Below are 19,647 nucleotides of genomic sequence, written 5' to 3' on the forward strand. Positions count from 1 at the left end.
CCTCCTCCCCCGCCACCGCCGGGTTACGGCCCCCCGCCGCAGGGTTATCCGCCCCAGTCAGGGCTGGGTGGTGCCCCCGGCGGCCAGCCGTTCAGCGTCGGCGATGCCTTCAACTGGTCGTGGGGGAAGTTCAAGAACAACGCCGTCGCGTTGGCCGCACCGGTCGCGATCTACTTCCTGATCCTGGCCGCCGTTATCGGGATCCCGCTCGGCATCGCGTTCGCGACCTCCGAGACCACGACGACGACCACGGATTACGGATACGGCGTAAGTTACGAGACGTCGAGTACCAGCTTCGGCTTGATCAGCTGGCTCATCATGACCGTCGGCATTCTCGCTGCGCTCGTTGTTGCGGCCTTCCTGCAGGCCGGCCTCACCACGGCCAGCCTTGACCTCGCCGACGGCCGGCCCGTCAGCATGGCGACCTTCTTCAAGCCACGCAACGTGGTGAAAGTGCTGCTCACCACCCTGCTGATCGTGCTCGCTTCGTCGGTTTTGTCCTGCACCATCGTCGGGCCGTTGGCGATCGCCTTCTTCACCCAGTTCGCCGTGCCCTACGTCGTCGACAAGAACCTGTCGCCGATCGAGGCCATCAAGGCCAGCATCGCGACCGTGCGCGCCAACCTCGGGCCCAGCGCGTTGTCCTGGCTGGTGCAGTACGCGGCGGTGGCCGTCGGCCAGATCGCCTGCTACATCGGCCTGGTGGTGGGCGCGCCCGTCGCCGCGCTGGTGCAGATCTACACCTACCGCAAGCTGACCGGCGGTCAGGTCGCCGAGGTCGAGCAGGCCGCCCCGGCCGGCCAGTACCCGCCGGGGCCGCCGCCCGGGCAGTACCCGCCGCCCCGGCAGTACAGCTGACACCAGCGGTAAAGCAACCGAAACAGGCCGTTCACAGCAGCGGCCACACAACCGAATGACAGCCGCCCGCAACGCAAGCCATCACCGGCGCGCGCTGCGGGCGGCTGTTTCTTGTGATGGGATCAGCGGTTATGAGCATCAAAGTTGCGCTGGAGCACCGCACCAGTTACACCTTTGACAAGCTGGTCCACGTCTATCCCCATGTGGTGCGGCTACGCCCGGCGCCGCATTCGCGCACGCCGATCGAGGCCTATTCGCTGCGCGTCGAACCGGCCGAGCACTTCATCAACTGGCAGCAGGACGCCCTGGGCAATTTCCTGGCCCGGTTGGTGTTTCCCAAGCCCACCCGCGAGATGACCATCACGGTCGGCCTCATCGCCGACCTCAAGGTGATCAACCCATTCGATTTCTTCATCGAGGACTGGGCCGAGACGTGGCAGTCCGACAGATCGCTGTACCCCAAAGCGCTGGCCGACGACCTGGAGCCGTACCTGCGCCCCGTCGACGAGGACGGCGAGGGCTCCGGCCCCGGCGACCTGGCGCAGGCCTGGGTGCGGAACTTCTCGGTACCCGCGGGCACGCGCACCATCGACTTCCTCGTCGCGCTGAACCGGGCGATCAACGTCGACGTCACCTACAGCCTGCGGATGGAACCCGGCGTCCAGACCCCGGACTACACCCTGCGCAGCGGAGTCGGCTCGTGCCGCGACTCGGCGTGGCTGCTGGTGTCGATCCTGCGCCAGCTCGGGCTGGCCGCCCGGTTCGTCTCGGGCTACCTGGTGCAATTGGCCTCCGACATCGAAGCGCTGGACGGGCCGTCCGGGCCCGTCGCCGATTTCACCGACCTGCATGCCTGGACCGAGGTGTACATCCCGGGCGCCGGCTGGATCGGACTGGACCCGACATCAGGGCTGTTCGCCGGCGAGGGACACATTCCGCTGGCGGCCACACCGCACCCGGCCTCCGCGGCGCCCATCACCGGAAGCACCGAACCGTGCAACTCGGTGATGGAGTTCTCCAACACCGTCACCCGCGTCCATGAAGACCCCCGGGTCACCCTGCCCTACTCCGACGACGCGTGGGACAAGATCTGCGCGGTGGGCCATCACGTCGACGAGCGGCTGGCGGCCGGCGACGTCCGGCTCACCATCGGCGGTGAGCCGACGTTCGTGTCGGTGGACAACCAGGTCGACCCGGAGTGGCGCACCGCCGCCGACGGCCCGCACAAGCGGAAGCTGGCCTCGGATCTGGCCGCCCGGTTGAAGGCGCAATGGGCGCCGCAGGGCCTGGTGCAGCGCAACCAGGGCAAGTGGTACCCGGGGGAACCGTTGCCGCGCTGGCAGATCGGGCTTTACTGGCGCACCGACGGGCGCCCGGTATGGACCAACGAGGCGTTGCTGGCCGATCCGTGGGGGTCAGTCGAGGGCGATCCGGTGGAGATCGACACCGCCCGCGACGTCCTGACGGGGATCGCCGAGGGCCTCGGGCTGCCGCTGTCCCAGGTGCGCCCGGCCTTCGAGGACCCGCTGGCCCGGCTGGCCGCGGCAGTGCGGTTGCCCGCGGGCGATGCGGTGGCCCCCGACGACGACCTGGCCGACGACGGGGACGCGCGGCGCTCGGAGTTGCTGGCGCGCCTGGATCAGCCGGTCACCGATCCGTCGGCCTTCGTGCTGCCGCTGCACCGACGCGACGACGGCAGCGGTTGGGCAAGCGCCGACTGGCGGCTGCGAAGGGGTCGGCTGGTGCTGACCGAGGGTGATTCGCCGGCAGGTCTGCGGTTGCCGCTGAACTCGATCAGCTGGAGCCCGCCGCCGGCGTCGTTCGACGTCGATCCGGTGGTGATCCGCGACCCGCTGCCCCCGGCCGCACCCGACCAGGCGGTGCTCGTGGAACCACACGACGCCCCGACGACGGCGCTGGTCGCCGAGGTGCGCGACGGACTGCTGTATGTGTTCATGCCGCCCACCGAGGCGCTGGAAGATTTCGTCGACCTGATCGCGCGCATCGAGACCGCAGTCGCCAAGGTCGACACCCCGGTGGTGATCGAGGGATACGGCCCGCCGCCGGATCCCCGCCTGACCTCGACCACGATCACCCCGGACCCGGGCGTCATCGAGGTCAACGTCGCACCTACCGCCAGCTTCGACGAGCAGCGCCAGCAACTGGAGACCCTCTACGCCCAGGCCCGGCTGGCCCGGTTGTCCACCGAATCGTTCGACATCGATGGCACCCACGGCGGCACCGGCGGCGGCAACCACATCACCCTGGGCGGCGTCACTCCCGCGGATTCCCCGCTGCTGCGCCGCCCGGACCTGTTGGTGTCGCTGCTGACCTACTGGCAGCGACACCCGTCGCTGTCGTATCTGTTCGCCGGGCGGTTCATCGGCACCACCTCGCAGGCGCCCCGGGTGGACGAGGGCCGCGCCGAGGCGCTCTACGAACTGGAGATCGCGTTCGCCGAGATCGCGCGTCTGAGTGCCGGCGGGGCCGCGAAGCCGTGGGTGACCGACCGCGCCCTGCGCCATCTGCTCACCGACATCACCGGCAACACCCACCGCGCCGAGTTCTGCATCGACAAGCTCTACAGCCCCGAGGGCGCCCGGGGCCGGCTTGGACTGCTGGAACTGCGCGGCTTCGAAATGCCGCCGCATCTGCGGATGGCGATGGTGCAGTCGCTGCTGGTGCGTTCGCTGGTGGCGTGGTTCTGGGAACAGCCGCTGCGCGCCCCGCTGATCCGGCACGGCGCCAACTTGCACGGGCGATACCTGTTGCCGCACTTCCTCATTCACGACATCGCCGATGTGGCGGCCGATCTGCGCGCCCAGGGCATCGGGTTCGAGACCAGCTGGCTGGACCCGTTCACCGAATTCCGGTTCCCGCGCATCGGCACCGCCGTCTTCGACGGCGTGGAGATCGAGCTGCGCGGCGCCATCGAACCGTGGAACACCCTGGGTGAGGAGTCGACCGCCACCGGAACCGCACGCTACGTCGACTCGTCGGTCGAACGCGTCCAGGTCCGCGTCATCGGCGCCGACCGGCATCGCTATGCCGTGACCTGCAACGGCTACCCCGTGCCGCTGCTGGCCACCGACAACCCCGACATCCACGTCGGCGGTGTGCGGTTCAAGGCGTGGCAGCCGCCCAGCGCGCTGCACCCGACGATCTCCACCGATGTGCCGCTGCAATTCGAACTCATCGACCTGACCACCGGAACCTCGCGCGGGGGCTGCACCTACCACGTCGCCCATCCGGGCGGACGCGCCTACGACGAGCCACCCGTCAACGCCGTCGAGGCCGAGTCGCGCCGCGCCCGCCGCTTCGAAGCGGCCGGGTTCACCCCCGGCAAGTTCGACCTCGCCGGGCTGCGGGAGAAGCAGGCGCGATTCTTCACCGACATCGGCGCGCCGGGCATCCTTGACCTGCGGCGCGTGCGTACCGTGCAGCAGTAATGGCGCTCCCAGATTTCTCGGTCGGTGACCGCTACGACGTCGACCGCCTGCTGGCCGGTTACCGGACCGCGCGCGCCCAGGAAGCGCTGTTCGACCTGCGTGACGGTCCCGGCGGCGGTTACGACGAATTCGTCGACTCCGACGGCGACGTACGCGCCACCTGGACGGAGCTGGCCGACACCATCTCCCAGGGCGGCCGGGTGGGGCTGGACCGGATGCGGTCGGTGGTGCACAGCCTCATCGACCACGACGGCATCACCTACACGGGCACCGACCCGACACGCGAGGGGCCGCCCGCCGCCGGTCACGGCCCCGAACCGGGGCCCTGGAGCCTGGACACCCTGCCGCTGGTGGTGTCGGCGGCCGACTGGGCGCTGCTGGAAGCCGGGCTGGTGCAGCGCTCGCGGCTGCTGGATGCGGTGCTCGCCGATTTGTACGGGCCGCGCAGCCTGCTGACCGAGGGTGTGCTGCCGGCCCAGTTGGTGTTCGCCCACCCCGGTTACGTGCGGCCCGCCAACGGAATCAAGGTGCCCGGTCATCACCAGTTGTTCATGCACGGTTGTGATCTGAGCCGGTTGCCGAACGGCGGCTTCCAGGTCAACGCCGACTGGACGCAGGCCCCCTCGGGCGCCGGCTACGCGCTGGCTGACCGGCGGGTACTGGCGCATGCGATACCCGACCTCTACGAGCGCATCGCCCCACGCCCGACCACGCCGTTCGCACAGGCACTGCGGCTCGGGCTTATCGACGCCGCACCCGACGTGGTGCAGGACCCGGTGGTGGTGGTGCTCAGCCCGGGCATCTACTCCGAGACGGCGTTCGACCAGGCGTACCTGGCGACCCTGCTGGGTTTTCCGTTGGTGGAGAGCGCCGATCTGGTGGTGCGCGACGGCAAGCTCTGGATGCGTTCGCTGGGCACCCTCAAACGGGTCGACGTCGTATTGCGCCGTGTCGACGCCCTGTACGCGGACCCGTTGGATCTGCGGGCGGACTCCCGGCTCGGCGTGGTCGGTCTGGTCGAGGCGCTGCACCGCGGGACGGTGACGGTGGTCAACACGCTGGGCAGCGGCATTCTGGAAAGCCCTGGGCTGCTGCGCTTTCTACCGGAGATGGCCGAGCGCCTGCTCGGAGAAGAGCCGCTGCTGCCCACCGCGCCGGTCTACTGGGGCGGACTTCCCAGTGAATTGTCCCACCTGCTGGCCAACCTGTCGTCGCTGTTGATCAAACCCACTGACGGCGGGGAAACCCTTGTCGGACCGACGCTTTCGTCGACTCAACTGGCCGAGGTGGCGGCGCAGATCGAGGCCGCGCCCTGGCGGTGGGCCGGCCAGGAATTGCCCACCTTCTCCTCGGCACCCACCGACCACGCAGGGGTGTTGTCCTCGGCCGGGGTGGGGATGCGGTTGTTCACCGTCGCCCAACGCAGCGGTTACGCGCCGATGATCGGCGGTCTGGGCTACGTGGTGGCACCCGGACCGGACGCCTATACCCTGAAAACCGTTGCCGCCAAAGATATCTGGGTGCGCCCGACGGAACGGGCGATCGCCGAGACGATCACGCTGCCGTCGGCCCGGCCGCCGGTGAAGACCGGTGCGGGCACCTTCGCGGTGAGTTCGCCGCGGGTGCTCTCCGACCTGTTCTGGATGGGACGCTACGGCGAGCGCGCGGAGAACATGGCCCGGTTGCTGATCGTGGCGCGGGAGCGCTATCACGTCTACCGCCACCATCAGGACACCGAAGAAAGCGAATGCGTGCCGGTCCTGATGGCCGCGCTGGGCGAGATCACCGGGACCGACACCGGGGCAACCAACGACGGCGAATCCGACAAGGCGGAGATGATCGCGGTGGCGCCCTCGATGCTGTGGTCGATGACCGTGGATCTGGACCGGCCCGGGTCGCTGATCCAATCGGTGGAAGGGCTGGCCCTGTGCGCGCGGGCGGTGCGCGACCAGTTGTCCAACGACACCTGGATGGTGCTGGCTAACGTGGAGCGTGCGGTGGGACTGCGGTCTGACCCGCCGCAGTCGCTGGCCGAGGCCGACGCATTGCTGGCTTCGGCGCAGTCGCAGGCGCTGGCCGGCATGCTCACGCTGTCCGGGGTGGCCGGCGAGTCGATGGTGCACGACGTCGGCTGGACGATGATGGACATCGGCAAGCGCATCGAACGGGGCCTGTGGCTGACCGCGTTGCTGGCCGACACCCTGACCGCGGTGCGCGGCACCGTCGCCGAACAGTCCGTCGTGGAGGCGATGCTGGAGGCCTGCGAGTCCTCGGTGATCTACCGGCGGCGCACGCTGGGCAAGATCAGCATCGCCGCGGTGACCGACCTGATGCTGTTCGACGCACAGAACCCGCGGTCGCTGCAGTTCCAATTGGAGCGGCTGCGCACCAATCTGAAGAACCTGCCCAGTTCGACGGGATCGTCGCGCCCGGAAAGGATCGTCGACGAGATCAGCGCGCGCCTGCGCCGTTCAGATCCCGTTGAGCTGGAAGAGATTACCGACGACAGCCGGGAGGAATTGGCCGAGCTGCTCGGTGTCGTGCATACCGCGCTACGGGACCTCTCGGACGTGATCACCGCGACGCAGCTGGCCCTGCCCGGCGGCATGCAGCCCCTGTGGGGCGGACCCGACGAGCGCCGCGTGATGCCCGCGTAGCTTTTCCTGCGCGAGCAGACGCGAAAGCCCCTTGGAGCGCTTGCTCCAAGGGTGCTTTCGCGTCTGCTCGCGCCACTCGGCGCGACCTGCCCGATATTTCTCACAATTTGTGAGAAATGCGTGCTACGGTGGCCTCATGAACGAATACGAGTTCTTCACCCTCGAGGGCGGTGCGCTGGCACCCGAGCCGATTGAAGTGTTCGCCTACCCGATGGGCGATGTGACCGTGCGGCGCACCACCGGCACCGACCTCTCCCCCGGCGTTCAGGGGCTGTGGGTTCACACGCCATGCCCGGACTGGTCCGTCGTGTTCAACTGGGCATCCCTGACCGGCGGCGCCGCCCGCCGGGTACTGGTGATGCCGTACCTGCCGAGTGCCCGGGGCGACAAGGACACGCCCAGCCCCGCGCGCACGAACGCCCGGTTGGCAGCGCTGTCGGGCATCACCGACATCATCACCGTCGACCCGCACTCCCCGGTGTGGCTCGACGCGATGAGCGCTGCGAACCCGGCCATCGGCCGCTGGGAACTCGACCTGGCAACGATCGTCAGTGACGCCGTCCGCGACCGCGGCCCCTATCAGGGGGTGATCGGGCCGGATGCCGGATCGAAAGGCCGCGCCGCGCTGGCCGCCGGCAAACTCGGACTGCCGGTGTTCATCGCCGCCAAGTCACGCGACCAGGCCACCGGGAAACTCAAGGGGTACACCGCCCCCGACGGCGTGCTGAGCGGCCGCTTTCTGGTGATGGACGACATCTGCGACGGCGGAGGCACTTTTGCGCTGCTCCGGCAAGCGATACCAGCACAGGTCTCGCTGGACCTGTGGGTGACGCACGGCGGGTTCACCGGTCCCGGACACTCCCGCGACGCGCTGGCCGGATACCAGTGCGTCTACACCACGGACTCACTGTCTAGCGCCCGCGGCCACCACATCCAGACCACGGATCTGACTCCCTACGTCACGCAGACAGTGCGCCGCATCCTCGCCAATCCTGAAGGGACACAGGCATGAACGACAGGCAGAACCGCGCACTGGACACCCTGTTGTCCACCGACGCCTACAAACTCGACCACCGCCGCCAGTATCCGAAAGGCACCGAGTTCGTCTATTCGAACCTGACCGCACGCGGCACCCGACTTGCCGACATCGATGCCACCGTATTCTTCGGGCTGCAGGCTTACCTCCAGCAACTGCGGCAGCGCTGGCAGGTGTTCTTCGACCTCGACCCCGACGAACTCGATGCGGTTCTGACCGGGTATGAGGAGTTCGTGACGGCCCTACTCGGCCCCAATGATATTGGCGCCGAACACTTCCGGGAGCTGCACGCACTGGGCTACCTGCCGCTGCGGGTGCGGGCGGTCGAAGAGGGGACGCTGATCCCGCTGCGGGTGCCCTATCTGACGGTCGAGAACACCGACCCCCGATTCTATTGGCTGACAAACTATCTCGAGACTGAGCTGTCCGCACAGCTGTGGCAGCCCATCACCAGCGCCACCCTGGCCTGGCGCAACCGCGCACTGCTCGACGAGCGGGCGGCGTTGTCCGGCGACGAGGACGCGGTGAAATTTCAGGGCCACGAGTTCGCCTACCGCGGCATGTCCGGCACCGAAGCCGCGGCCGCATCGGGAGCGGGCCACCTGATCAGCTTCACCGGAACCGATACGCTGCCCGCGATCCGCTACATCCAGCAGTACTACCCGGGAAGCGACGGCGAGCTGATCGGCGCCAGTGTTCCCGCCACCGAGCACTCGGTGATGTGTGCCGGTGGGCGGGACGGCGAGCTGCAGACCTTCGATCGCCTGCTTGCGCTGTACCCGTGCGGCACGCTGTCTGTCGTCTCCGACACCTGGAACCTGTGGCGAGTGCTCACCGAGTACCTGCCCGCCCGTGCCGATGAGATCAAGTCGCGCAGCGGCAAGCTCGTCATCAGGCCCGACTCCGGCGACCCGGAGCTGATCCTGTGCGGTGACCCCGACGCATCGGTGGGCACACCCGAACACAAGGGGGTGGTGCGGCTGCTCGCAGAGACGTTCGGAACGGTCGTCAACGGCAAAGGGTTTCGCGAACTCGACGCGCACGTGGGCGCGATCTACGGCGATTCGATCACCTACGAACGCGCCGACTCCATCACCCGCAACCTGATGGATCAGGGATTTGCCTCCACCGCAGTGGTTTTCGGGTTCGGGTCCTACACCTACCAGTATCAGACCCGCGACACGTTCAAGATGGCCGTCAAAGCCACCTGGGTCCAGGTCGACGGTCAGGGCCGCGACATACTCAAAGACCCGATCACCGACGACGGCTCCAAGAAGTCGGCCACCGGGCGCCTGGCCGTGCGCCGCCGCGCCGACGGCCGCCCCTACCTGATCGAGCACGCCGAACACGACCCCGACGACGAGCTGCGGACCGTCTTCGAAGACGGCCAGCTGCTGCGAACCCAGTCCTTCGCCGCGGTGCGCGCCAACCTGCGCCGCCAGAGCGCGATCCGCGATCAGTGGGCCGGCACATGACGCGAACCTGGCTCAGCGTCGACGTGGTGGCGCTCACCGAAGACGAGCCGGTGCCTCGCATCGTTCTCATCCGGCGCGCGGGCACCCCGCACCGGGGAGCGACCACTTTGCCGGGGGGGCTGCTCGACGCCGAACACGGTGAGACCGTCGAGCAGGCGGCCAGGAGAATCGTGCAGCAGAAGGCAGGCGCGCGGGTGACCAGCGGCGTCGCGATCGTCGACGTGGTCAGTGACCCGACACGCGACGAACGCGGCCATACGGTGTCCATCGTCGTGGCGGCGCGCGTCCCTTCCGGGACACCAGGAACGGTTGCGGTCTGTGAGATTCCCGACGCGATGCCGTTCCAGCACAGCGAGATTGCGCACGCCGCACTGATACGGATCGGCGAGCGGCTGCTGGCCGATGCGAGCACCACCTACGCCCTGCTCGGCCCGGAAACGACGTTCGTGGAGGCTTATTCGTTACTGCGCGCGTGCACGGAGATCACCGACACGGCCGCACGAGCCCGCCTGGACCGTTCCCCCCTCTACGTCCGGACCGACCGCTATCGCAAGGCCGCCGGATCGGGCCGGCCTGCCCGCGTCTACCACCGGGCCTAGCCCGCGCGAGCAGACACAAAAACCCCCGGGAGCGGACGCTCCACGGGGTTTTTGTGTCTGCTCGCCCCTTCAGCTGGCCGCTTGCAGCTGCGCCGTCACCTCTTCGATCACGGTGTGCACGAACTGCATCTTGTCCAGCACCGCCGGCGGCAGCACGAACGGATACAGGTCGTCGTGCCCCATCGACCGGTTGACCATGTTCAGCGACCACGACAACGGCAGCCACATTTCGATGATGGTGGGAAAAGCGCTGGGCCCCAAGGGCGGCCGGTCGAAGGTCGCAGCCGCCGGGGCCAGCCCGCAGGACGCCGAGGTGTCCAGCGTATCCCTGATATGGAGATAGTGCGCGAACGTCTCGGCCCAGTCCTCGGCCGGATGCATGGTCGCGTACGACGAGACGAACGTCTCCTGCCAACCCTGCGGCGCACCCTGGCTGTAGTGACGGTCCAGCGCCGCCTGGTAGTCGGCGTCGGGGTCGCCGAACAACTCGTTGAAACGCCGCAAATACTCAGGCGAGCGGATCAGCCGGTAGAAGTAGTAGTGCCCGACCTCGTGGCGGAAGTGACCGAGCAGAGTGCGGTACGGCTCCTCCATCTCGACCCGCAGCTGCTCGCGGTGCACATCGTCACCCTCGGCCAGATCCAGTGTGATAACCCCGTTTTCGTGGCCGGTCATCACGTTTTCGTGCGCACTGGACAGCAAGCGGAAGGCCAGCCCGTAAGCGGGATCCTGGTTGCGCCCGATGATCGGCAGGTTCAGCTCGTGCAACTCGGCGACGAGTCGCCGCTTGGCCGCCTCGGCGCGGGCGAACTCCGCCAGCCCGACGGTGTCGTTGTCGTTGGGCCGCTCGATGGTCAGCGTGCACGACTCACACAGCCCACCCGGATGGCCCACCGGAACCAGCCAATTGCATTCGGCAACATAGAGATTGGCGCACAGCTGATACTCGTTGGCCGCCACCGCGCCGGCGTGTTCACTGTCTTCGTCGCGCTTGGCGATCACCAGCAGTGCCATCTGGTTCAGGGAGAACCCCAGCGAGCTGTGGCAGGACAGGCACTCGGAGTTCTCGAACGCAAGGCGCTGGCCGCAGTTGGGGCAGTGGAAGTCACGCATGAAGCGCATCCCCTTCGAACGGGACAACGTCGACACCGACGTCGATGACGCTGCGTTCTGAATTGGTATAGATGATGCCGCGCAACGGCGGCACGTCCGCGTAGTCGCGCCCGCGCCCGACCACGATGTAACGCTGGTCAACCAGTTGGTCGTTGGTGGGATCAAGGCCCAACCACTCGAACTGACCCGGCTGCTGCGGCGTCCACACCGACGCCCAGGCGTGGGTGGCGTCAATGCCTATCATTCGATCCTTTCCAGGGGGTGGGTCGGTGGCCAGATAACCGGACACGTAGCAGGCCGCCAAACCATGGGCGCGCAGGCAGGCGATCGCCAACCGCGCGAAGTCCTGGCATACCCCTTCCCGAGCCGAAAGAACCTCATTCACCCGCGTAGATACCGTGGTAGACCCCGACCGGTAGGTGAAGTCACGGAAGATGCGGGACGCGAGGTCGCGTAGCACCTCAACCAGTGGGCGTCCGGGCTCGAAGCTGGGTGCCGCGTACTCGCGGACCTCGTCGGTGATCTCGGGCGGTGTCAGGTCCAGCGCGAAGTCACTCGCCAGGGCCCCGTGCGCACCGCTGGGCCGCGCTTCCTCCCATGGTCGCAGTGCCGGTCCGGTGCTGTAGATGCCGGCCGCCTGCGGCGCGACGTCGACGATCGAGTCACTGACGATGGTCAGGGCGCGGTGCGGCTCTGTGACATGGAAATAGGAGCTGATGTTGCCGTAGGTGTCACGGCTGGTGGAGCTGTCGGCCGGGGCCGGGTCGATGATCAGCTCATGCGCCAGGCAGCGCTGGCGCAATGAGTCACGCGGAGTGAGGAACCCGCGCCCGTACGAGCTGGTCACCACGTCGGAATAGCGGTACTCCGTGCGGTGCGTGACGCGGTAGCGTTTCGCGGCCTGCGGGGCCGACCAGCCGTTGAACTCCTGCGACGGCTCTTCGGACAGCAAGACGAACCTCCCTGTCGGCGGGTGGCGGCAAGCGTAGCTCACCCCACATGCTGACAGTCTGTACTCCAGGTCTAGTCCCGCTTCAAACGGGAACTCTGAACCGACGGCAGAAAGGAGCTGGTACGTGCAGGGACACGAAATCAAGTCGCTGGCCGACCTTGCGGGCGAAGGCACCCGGGTACTGACCACCCTGGTCCGCGACGTGCATCACGGTATCGCGAGCCGGGTTTTCACCTCGATAGGTCCCGCGGCGAAACCGGTCCGGGTGATTCACGACACCACTGCCTCGACGGTGTACCGCCTGGTCGACGGCGCGGTGCGGGGTTCCCTGTACGGCGCGGGGGCGCTGGCGGCGCACACCGTGAGCAACGACGACCACGAGACCGTCCAGGCGCGCCCGCGGGTCGCCGGTGCCATCGCCGCGGTCAACGGCATTTACGGCGACGAGATGACGAATCGGGAGAACGGCTTCGCGCTGTCGATGCAGGTCCGGCGCAGGGGGCATCCCGTCGAGCTGACCGCGGACTCGATCGCGGAGGCGTTTCCCCGGGCCACCGGCCGGATCGCGGTCTTCGTGCACGGCTGGTGCATGACGGAACGTTCGTGGTGGCGCGCTCCGCGCACCGGAGAGGAGCTGCGCCCTTACGGCAAGCGCCTGCGCAAGGACCTCGGGTACACCCCGGTATACCTGCGTTATAACAGCGGCCAGCACATCTCGCACAACGGCCAGGCGCTGGCCGACGTGCTCAACCGGCTGCACGAGTTGTGGCCGGCGGCCGTCGAAGACGTCGTGCTGGTCGGCCACTCGATGGGTGGGCTGGTGTCGCGCAGCGCCTGCCACTACGGACGTGACCAGGAACACGCCTGGGCGGACGCGGTTCGGCACGTGGTGTGTCTGGGCTCCCCGCACCTGGGCGCCGACCTGGAAAAAGGTGTCAACATCGCGGCGTGGGCGCTGGCCAAATTGCCCGAAACGCGGGGCTTGGCGGCGTTTCTCAATACCCGCAGCGCCGGGGTCAAGGATTTGCGATTCGGTGCACTGCTCGATGAAGACTGGCGCGACTGCGACCCCGACGAGTTCCTGCGCGACCGCTGCCAGGAGGTGCCCTTCCTGCCGCACGCGGTCTACCACTTCGTCTCCACCACCGCCGCCCCTCGGGCCGTCGGCCTGCTCATGGGCGACCATCTGGTGCGCCCCAAGAGCGCGGCCGGCCTCGGCCGATCACGAAAGGTTCCGTTCGAGACCGCCCATGGCCTCACCCTCACCGGCCTCAACCACTTCGACCTGCTCAACCACCCCTCGATCTACGACAAGTTATTGGCGTGGCTCGGTCATGCGCCGGCCGTGACGCTGCCGGAATCGGTGGGCTAGGTCAAGCGGCCGGAATCACCTGCTGCAGGTCGTCGATGCAGGACTCGACGAGGGCGACGAGCACCGTCTGACTCGTGGAGGCGGCCGCCGCGTGCAGACGCGACACGTAGTGCCGAGCGGCCACCGCGTGCACGGTCGCAGCTCGTGGATCGGCGTCGGTGAGTGCGATCCCTGCCGCGAGGTCGATGACGGCGTCCTGCAGGGCCGGCGGATTCCACCCCGCAAGCACGGGCGTGGCCGCGCGGGCCAGGTGCAGCACGCACGCCGCAAGGAGACCCAGTTTCGCGGCCTGCCGATCGGCGTCGCGGATGATGCCGCGCGCCGACCATCGTCGCGGTGACCGCTGCGTCACCATCCGTGCGGTGCTGCGCGCCTCGATCAGTCTGCCCAGCTGATGGTGCAGTTGGTCGAACGCCGGCAACTGCCAGTCGGTGTCGAGACCGTCGGGGTTGCGCATGGCATCGACGACCTGGGTGAGGATGTCGTGCAGCGCCGCCAACACGCCGGCCCGGGCGTTGCTGAGCACCGTGACCGGGTTGGCCGGAAACAGCAGCATGCTGAACACCAGGGCCAGGCCACCACCGATCATCACGTCGATGATCCGCTCGTTCACCACGCTGCCCTGGTGGGCGAACACGACGACAAGTACTGCGGCGGAGGCGGTTTGGTTGAAGAAGGTCACCCCTTGCGCGAAGAACCCCCGCCCGATCAGCACCGCCACCGACAGCGAGAACAGGACCGCGAGGGCGATCGCGATTGCCCGGACGCCCAGCCATCCCACCACTTGATCACCGAGCAGGATGCCCAGCGCCACACCGACGATCATCTGCCCGGCGCGGCGCGCACGCACCATGCTGGTCGCCGACAGGCTCACCACCGCCGTCAGCGGCGCGAAGATCGGTTCCGGCTCACCGAGCAATCGGTGGGCGATGTACCACGCAAGACCGGCCGCAACGGACGTCTGAGTGATGGGCCAGAGGACCGAACGCAGCCGTCGTACCGACGAGACACCGGTATGTGACGCTCTGGCCAGCAACGAAGTGCTCATGACGGTTAGTTACCGCAGGGCGCAGCTCCACTCGGGCAATTTCGAATAACGCGCCGAACTGGGCATTTGAAGCGCACAATCGAATCGTGGCCACCTGGGACGACGTGGCCCGCATCGTCGGTGAGCTGCCATTGACCACCGAGCAGTCACCGCACGACTGGCGGGTGGGCAAGAAGTTGGTGGCGTGGGAGCGACCGCTGCGCAAATCCGACGTCGAGGCGCTGGCCCGCAAGGGGGTGCAGCCGCCGCCGGGTGACATTCTCGGCGTGCGGGTACCTGACGAGGGGGTGAAGTTCGCGCTGGTGGCCAACGCGCCGGACGTGTATTTCACCACCCCACATTTCGACGGTTACCCGGCGGTGCTGGTCAAACTGCGCGAGATCGGGATCGGTGAGCTGCGGGAGTTGATCACCGAAGCCTGGCTGGCGCAGGCGCCGAAGCAGCTCGTCAAGGAGTTTCTGGCGGATTCTCGGTGACGGTCACCAGCCGGGACAGTCGATGACTTCCTGAAGGTCCCCCACACAGGTCCGGACAATCTCGGCGAGCACGACCTCCGCTCGGTCGCGCGCCGCGGATTCCAGACCACCGGCTTGACCACGGGCCGCATCCAGATGTGCGCATGCCGCCGCCGGGTCCGTATCGGCGGCCGACACCGCCTGGGCCAGTTCGCCGACCGCGGCATGCAATGGTCCGGCCATCGAATCCTCGACGGGCAGGGTGATGGTCCTGGCCAGCTGCAACACGGTGCTGGCGAGCAGACCAAGTCGGGCGGCGTGGTGGTCGACGGCCGCGATGGTGTCGCGCATCGCGGCGCGCAACGGCGCCCTGCGGACGATCAAGCGGGCCGTGCTGCGCGCCTCGATGAGCCCACCCAACTGGTTGTGCAACCGGTCGACACAGGTCAGCGGCCACTCCGGATCGGCTTGTTCGGGATCGTTGATGACCAGCGCGATCTGGACGAGGGTGTCGTGCAGGGCCGCCAGCACGCTCGCGCGCGCAGCGGTGAGCACCGTCACCGGGTTGGCCGGGAACAGCAGGATGCTGAACACGAAGGCCAGGCCACCACCGATCAGCGCGTCGAAGAGTCGCTCCGCCACCAATCCTGCGCTGTGGGCGAAGACCAGCACCAGGATCGCGGACACACCGGTCTGATTGACGAACATCAGGCCTTGCCCGATGAAGCCCCTGCCGAACAGCACCGCAAAACCGAGTGCGAGGAACACCGCCACGGTGAAGGCGGGCCAACCGCTGCCCAGGAATGCCTCCACCACACCGCCGACGACGATGCCGAGCGCGACGCCCACGATCATCTGCGCGGCCCGCCGGGCGCGCAGCACGTTGGTCGCCGACATACACACGACGGCGGAGATCGGCGCGAAGAACGGCTGCGGGTGGGCCAGCACGTCGTGGGTGAGGTACCACGCGAGACCCGCGGCCGCCGCTGTCTGCATGATCGGCCACAAGGCGACGCGCAGCCGTTCGGCGGCCTCTCGGCCGCCGGCTGCCGCCCTGGTGCCTAGCGAAGTGCTCATGACGCCTATCTAATCCCCCGGGTCATGGCGGTCTAATCCGCCGGTCACAGCGTCAGGCGCGCGCGGCCCGCTGTCCCGGCGCGGGTTCGGCGTCCAATGCGAGGTCAACCACCTGTTGGAGGTCGTCGACGCAAGTCTGCACGGCTTCGGCCAGTACCGAGTCGGCTTTGTCGCCCAGCACGGAATCCAGCGCGGCGGCGGCACCCCGGGCGGCGGACGTGTGCGTGGCCGCCGCTGCCGGTTCCGCATCGGCACGGGCCGCTGCGGCGGCAAGGTCGGCGATCGCTGGCAGCAGGGCCGACGGCAACCGGCTCACGTCGAACGCTGCGACGACACGAGCCAGGTGCAGCGCCGATCCGGCGAGTACGGCGACGCGGACGGTCTGCAGTTCGGCGCGATGAGCCCGCTCACGCACCTTCCATCGCCGCGGCGCCAACAGGGTCTGCCGGGCGGAGATGCGCGCCTGGATGAGCATGCCCTGAAGCTGGTTGACGCGATCGAAATCCGTCAACTGCCATCCCGGCGGCGCGGCGCCGTCGATGACCTGCGCGGTGTGGACGAAGACGTCGCTGACGGCCGAGAGCACCTCGGAGCGTGCTCTGTGCAGGACTTTCAGCGGATTTCCCGGGAACAAGAGGGCGGCGAAAACGATGGCCAGGCCACCCCCGATCAGGGTGTCCGCAAGACGCTCCAGCACGTCACCGCTGCGCGAGACGGCGATGACCAGGGTCGCCGAGACGGTGATCTGGTTGAAGAACATCAGCCCCTGCGCGATGTATCCCTGCCCGATCAACACCGCGCCGCTCAGCGATATCAGCACTGCGACCGCAATCGCGGCCGGGCCAGCACCCAGCACGGTTTGCACGGCCGCGCCCAGGGCGATCCCGAAGGTGACTCCGATGATCATCTGTACGGCACGCTGGGTGCGCAGTACGTCGCTCGCCGAGAGGCACACCGCCGCGGCGATCGGTGCGAAGAACGGCTGGCGGTGGCCGACGACGTCGTGCGCCAGAAACCAAGCCAGGCCGGAGGCGACTGCGGTCTGAGCGATCGGCCACAGCACGGACCGCAACCGCCGCAGCGCCGCACGTACATGCATGACAGTTCTGGCAGCCAGCGAAACGGTCATGCCGCTTTACTACCGCACGGCGGGTCCGCAGCGTGGTAGCGCGGCCTCGAAGAGGCCTTTTCGTGCTCTGACAGCCCGCGTCGACCAGCTAGACGCGCCGCAACTCGAACAGCGGGATGACTCGGCTGGTCTTTGCCTGGTACTCGGCGAAACCTGGTGCGGCGGCAGCGATCTGGGCGAAAATGGCGTCACGCTCGGCGCGGTCGAGCTCGTGTGCGGTGACGTCGAAAGCCTCGGTGCCGATCTCGACGTGCGCGGCCGGGTCAGCCCTCAGGTTGTGCACCCAAGCCGGGCTGACCGGCGCCCCGGCGAACGACCCGATGATGATCAGCTTGCCGTCAATGGTGAAGTACGCCAGGGGGGAGATACGGGGCTGCCCCGACTTGGCGCCGGTGGTGGTGAGCAACAGCAGATCGGCATTGGCGAATTGGCCGCCGACCTTCCCGCCGTTGGACCGGAACTCCTCGACGATGCTGTTGTTGAACGCCTTGAGCGATTCGGTGTCGGGGATCTCAGTCATCTTGCGCCGCTCCTCCTCATCGCTGCGCTCTGCATCGTCGCCGAGGCTTTCATGCACTCCCAACCGGCTTGGGTTTGAAATCTATTCCGGACTCCTTGCGCTGCTGGGCCGTGATCGGCGCCGGCGCGTCGGTGAGCGGGTCGACGCCCCCGCCGGTCTTGGGGAACGCGATCACCTCCCGAATCGAGTCGACGCGGGAGAGCAGCGCGTTGATCCGGTCCCATCCGAACGCGATCCCGCCGTGCGGCGGAGCGCCAAAGGTGAACGCCTCCAACAGGAATCCGAATTTCTCCGCGGCCTCGGCCTGGTCCAGACCCATCACCGCGAACACCCGTTCCTGAATGTCGCGCCGGTGGATACGAATAGAGCCGCCACCGATCTCGTTGCCGTTGCAGACGATGTCGTAGGCATCGGCGAGCACGGCGCCCGGGTCGGCTTCGATGCTGTCCTCGTATTCGCGTTTGGGCGAGGTGAACGCGTGGTGCACAGCCGTCCACGCCCCCGCACCCACCGCCACGTCACCCGAAGCGGTGGCATCCTCGGCGGGCTCGAACAATGGCGGGTCGACGATCCAGACGAACTCCCAGGATTCCGGGTCGATCAGGCCTAGCCGGTGCGCGATCTCGATGCGCGCCGCGCCCAGCAGCGCCCGCGACGTCTTCACCGGTCCGGCGGAGAAGAAAATGCAGTCCCCTGGGCCGGCGCCGACGTGGGCGGCCAGGCCGTCGCGTTCGGCGTCGGACAGGTTCTTTGCCACCGGACCACCCAGCGTCCCGTCCTCGGCGACCAGTACGTAGGCCAGCCCGCGGTGGCCACGCTGCTTGGCCCACTCCTGCCAGCCGTCCAGCGTGCGGCGCGGTTGGGAGGCACCGCCCGGCATCACGACGGCGCCGACGTAGGGCGCCTGGAATACCCGGAAGGTGGTGTCTTTGAAGAACTCTGCGCACTCGACCAACTCCAGGCCGAACCGCAGGTCGGGCTTGTCGGAGCCGAACCGGCGCATCGCATCGGCGTACGTCATCCGCGGGATGGGTGTCGGAATCTGGTAGCCGATCAGCGCCCACAGCGCGCTAAGGATCTCCTCGGAGACCGCGATGACGTCCTCGACGTCGACGAAGCTGAGCTCCATGTCGAGCTGGGTGAATTCGGGCTGGCGGTCGGCGCGGAAATCTTCGTCGCGATAACAGCGCGCGATCTGGTAGTAGCGCTCCATCCCGGCCACCATCAGCAGCTGCTTGAACAGCTGCGGGCTCTGCGGCAGCGCATAGAACGACCCGGGGTGCAGGCGCGCGGGCACCAGGAAGTCGCGTGCGCCTTCCGGCGTCGAACGGGTGATGGTCGGCGTCTCGATCTCCACGAAATCGTGGTGCGCCAGCACCTCGCGGGCCGCGGCATTGACCTTGGAGCGCAACCGGATTGCCGCGGCCGGGCCGTCTCGCCGCAGATCCAGGTAGCGATACTTCAGCCGCAGTTCCTCCCCCGCCGGCTCGTCGAGCTGGAAGGGCAGCGGCGCGGATTCGCCCAGCACCGTCAGCGTGGTGGCGTTGACCTCGATATCGCCGGTGGCGATGTCGGGGTTGGCGTTGCCCTCCGGGCGGATCTCGACGACGCCGGTGACCGCGATGCAGAACTCCGAGCGCAACCGGTGCGCCTGGGCCAGCACCTCAGACTCCCGGAACACCACCTGGGCCACGCCCGAAGCGTCGCGCAGGTCGATGAAGATGACGCCGCCGTGGTCTCGGCGGCGGGCCACCCACCCGGCCAGGGTCACCTGCTGCCCGGCATCGCCGTCCCGAAGCGATCCCGCGGCGTGGCTGCGCAGCACAAATACTCCTTTACACCGGCTGAGATTGACTGCCCAGTCTAGAGGGCGGGTTCGATCGCCCATTTCACCCGGTACTTTTGCT

General features: G+C 67.8%; 15 protein-coding genes. 8 read left to right on the plus strand and 7 right to left on the minus strand.

What is annotated here, in order from left to right; translation table 11 throughout:
* From AWC08_RS36880 to AWC08_RS30280, 6 genes are all read left to right on the plus strand, one after another.
* A partial coding sequence (locus tag AWC08_RS36880) for a DUF2189 domain-containing protein (RefSeq protein ID WP_085088665.1) occupies nt 1–858 on the plus strand: 858 nt, incomplete at its 5' end.
* A gap of 131 nt (nt 859–989) precedes the next feature.
* Nucleotides 990–4,307, plus strand: a complete 3,318-nt coding sequence (locus AWC08_RS30260) for a transglutaminase family protein (protein WP_065133992.1) — start codon at nt 990–992, stop codon at nt 4,305–4,307.
* A complete protein-coding gene (locus tag AWC08_RS30265; RefSeq protein WP_065133993.1) occupies nt 4,307–6,964 on the plus strand; it encodes a circularly permuted type 2 ATP-grasp protein in 2,658 nt (885 codons plus the stop codon). Before AWC08_RS30260 ends, AWC08_RS30265 begins: the two co-directional genes overlap by 1 nt.
* Before the next feature lie 136 nt (nt 6,965–7,100).
* A complete protein-coding gene (locus tag AWC08_RS30270; RefSeq protein WP_065133994.1) occupies nt 7,101–7,976 on the plus strand; it encodes a ribose-phosphate pyrophosphokinase in 876 nt (291 codons plus the stop codon).
* Nucleotides 7,973–9,475, plus strand: coding sequence for a nicotinate phosphoribosyltransferase (locus AWC08_RS30275; protein WP_065133995.1), 1,503 nt, complete (start codon nt 7,973–7,975; stop codon nt 9,473–9,475). Before AWC08_RS30270 ends, AWC08_RS30275 begins: the two co-directional genes overlap by 4 nt.
* Nucleotides 9,472–10,074, plus strand: coding sequence for an NUDIX domain-containing protein (locus AWC08_RS30280; protein ID WP_065133996.1), 603 nt, complete (start codon nt 9,472–9,474; stop codon nt 10,072–10,074). Before AWC08_RS30275 ends, AWC08_RS30280 begins: the two co-directional genes overlap by 4 nt.
* 69 nt (nt 10,075–10,143) lie before the next feature.
* On the opposite strand, the gene AWC08_RS30285 is transcribed toward AWC08_RS30280, so the two are convergent.
* Both AWC08_RS30285 and AWC08_RS30290 read right to left on the minus strand, forming a co-directional pair.
* Nucleotides 10,144–11,187: a zinc-binding metallopeptidase family protein gene (locus AWC08_RS30285; RefSeq protein WP_065134016.1), complete on the minus strand. Its 1,044-nt coding sequence runs from the start codon at nt 11,185–11,187 to the stop codon at nt 10,144–10,146.
* Nucleotides 11,180–12,136, minus strand: coding sequence for a transglutaminase family protein (locus AWC08_RS30290; RefSeq protein ID WP_142283913.1), 957 nt, complete (start codon nt 12,134–12,136; stop codon nt 11,180–11,182). The genes AWC08_RS30285 and AWC08_RS30290 overlap by 8 nt, the downstream gene beginning before the upstream one ends.
* A 127-nt stretch (nt 12,137–12,263) precedes the next feature.
* On the opposite strand from AWC08_RS30290, the gene AWC08_RS30295 reads away from it, so the two are divergent.
* The gene (locus tag AWC08_RS30295; RefSeq protein WP_065133998.1) at nt 12,264–13,511 is read left to right on the plus strand and encodes an esterase/lipase family protein; all 1,248 of its coding nucleotides are present in this window, start codon (nt 12,264–12,266) and stop codon (nt 13,509–13,511) included.
* A 1-nt stretch (nt 13,512) separates the two neighbouring features.
* On the opposite strand, the gene AWC08_RS30300 is transcribed toward AWC08_RS30295, so the two are convergent.
* A complete protein-coding gene (locus tag AWC08_RS30300) occupies nt 13,513–14,559 on the minus strand; it encodes an FUSC family protein (RefSeq protein WP_065133999.1) in 1,047 nt (348 codons plus the stop codon).
* Nucleotides 14,560–14,645: 86 nt separating this feature from the next.
* On the opposite strand from AWC08_RS30300, the gene AWC08_RS30305 reads away from it, so the two are divergent.
* On the plus strand, nt 14,646–15,035 hold the full coding sequence (locus AWC08_RS30305) for an MmcQ/YjbR family DNA-binding protein (protein ID WP_065134000.1): 390 nt from the start codon (nt 14,646–14,648) through the stop codon (nt 15,033–15,035).
* Between the two features lie 3 nt (nt 15,036–15,038).
* On the opposite strand, the gene AWC08_RS30310 is transcribed toward AWC08_RS30305, so the two are convergent.
* From AWC08_RS30310 to aspS, 4 genes are all read right to left on the minus strand, one after another.
* Complete coding sequence (locus tag AWC08_RS30310; RefSeq protein WP_065134001.1) at nt 15,039–16,091, minus strand: FUSC family protein; 1,053 nt, start codon at nt 16,089–16,091, stop codon at nt 15,039–15,041.
* 52 nt (nt 16,092–16,143) lie between these two features.
* Complete coding sequence (locus tag AWC08_RS30315) at nt 16,144–17,220, minus strand: FUSC family protein (RefSeq protein ID WP_065134002.1); 1,077 nt, start codon at nt 17,218–17,220, stop codon at nt 16,144–16,146.
* Nucleotides 17,221–17,308: 88 nt separating this feature from the next.
* Nucleotides 17,309–17,740: a nitroreductase family deazaflavin-dependent oxidoreductase gene (locus AWC08_RS30320; RefSeq protein WP_065134017.1), complete on the minus strand. Its 432-nt coding sequence runs from the start codon at nt 17,738–17,740 to the stop codon at nt 17,309–17,311.
* Between the two features lie 49 nt (nt 17,741–17,789).
* The gene (gene aspS / locus AWC08_RS30325) at nt 17,790–19,628 is read right to left on the minus strand and encodes an aspartate--tRNA ligase (protein WP_142283914.1); all 1,839 of its coding nucleotides are present in this window, start codon (nt 19,626–19,628) and stop codon (nt 17,790–17,792) included.
* Nucleotides 19,629–19,647 lie beyond the last annotated feature (19 nt).

The organism is Mycobacterium gordonae, from assembly GCF_002101675.1.
GTDB classification, from domain to species: Bacteria; Actinomycetota; Actinomycetes; order Mycobacteriales; family Mycobacteriaceae; genus Mycobacterium; species Mycobacterium gordonae.

Excerpts from the sequence above, each read along its gene's own strand:
- AWC08_RS30280 (WP_065133996.1), top strand. The coding sequence starts at position 9,472 with ATGACGCGAACCTGGCTCAGCGTCGACGTGGTGGCGCTCACCGAAGAC.
- AWC08_RS30285 (WP_065134016.1), bottom strand. The coding sequence starts at position 11,187 with ATGCGTGACTTCCACTGCCCCAACTGCGGCCAGCGCCTTGCGTTCGAG.
- AWC08_RS30310 (WP_065134001.1), bottom strand. The coding sequence starts at position 16,091 with ATGAGCACTTCGCTAGGCACCAGGGCGGCAGCCGGCGGCCGAGAGGCC.
- AWC08_RS30260 (WP_065133992.1), top strand. The coding sequence starts at position 990 with ATGAGCATCAAAGTTGCGCTGGAGCACCGCACCAGTTACACCTTTGAC.
- AWC08_RS30265 (WP_065133993.1), top strand. The coding sequence starts at position 4,307 with ATGGCGCTCCCAGATTTCTCGGTCGGTGACCGCTACGACGTCGACCGC.
- AWC08_RS30300 (WP_065133999.1), bottom strand. The coding sequence starts at position 14,559 with ATGAGCACTTCGTTGCTGGCCAGAGCGTCACATACCGGTGTCTCGTCG.
- AWC08_RS30275 (WP_065133995.1), top strand. The coding sequence starts at position 7,973 with ATGAACGACAGGCAGAACCGCGCACTGGACACCCTGTTGTCCACCGAC.
- aspS (WP_142283914.1), bottom strand. The coding sequence starts at position 19,628 with ATGGGCGATCGAACCCGCCCTCTAGACTGGGCAGTCAATCTCAGCCGG.
- AWC08_RS30315 (WP_065134002.1), bottom strand. The coding sequence starts at position 17,220 with ATGACCGTTTCGCTGGCTGCCAGAACTGTCATGCATGTACGTGCGGCG.
- AWC08_RS30320 (WP_065134017.1), bottom strand. The coding sequence starts at position 17,740 with ATGACTGAGATCCCCGACACCGAATCGCTCAAGGCGTTCAACAACAGC.
- AWC08_RS30270 (WP_065133994.1), top strand. The coding sequence starts at position 7,101 with ATGAACGAATACGAGTTCTTCACCCTCGAGGGCGGTGCGCTGGCACCC.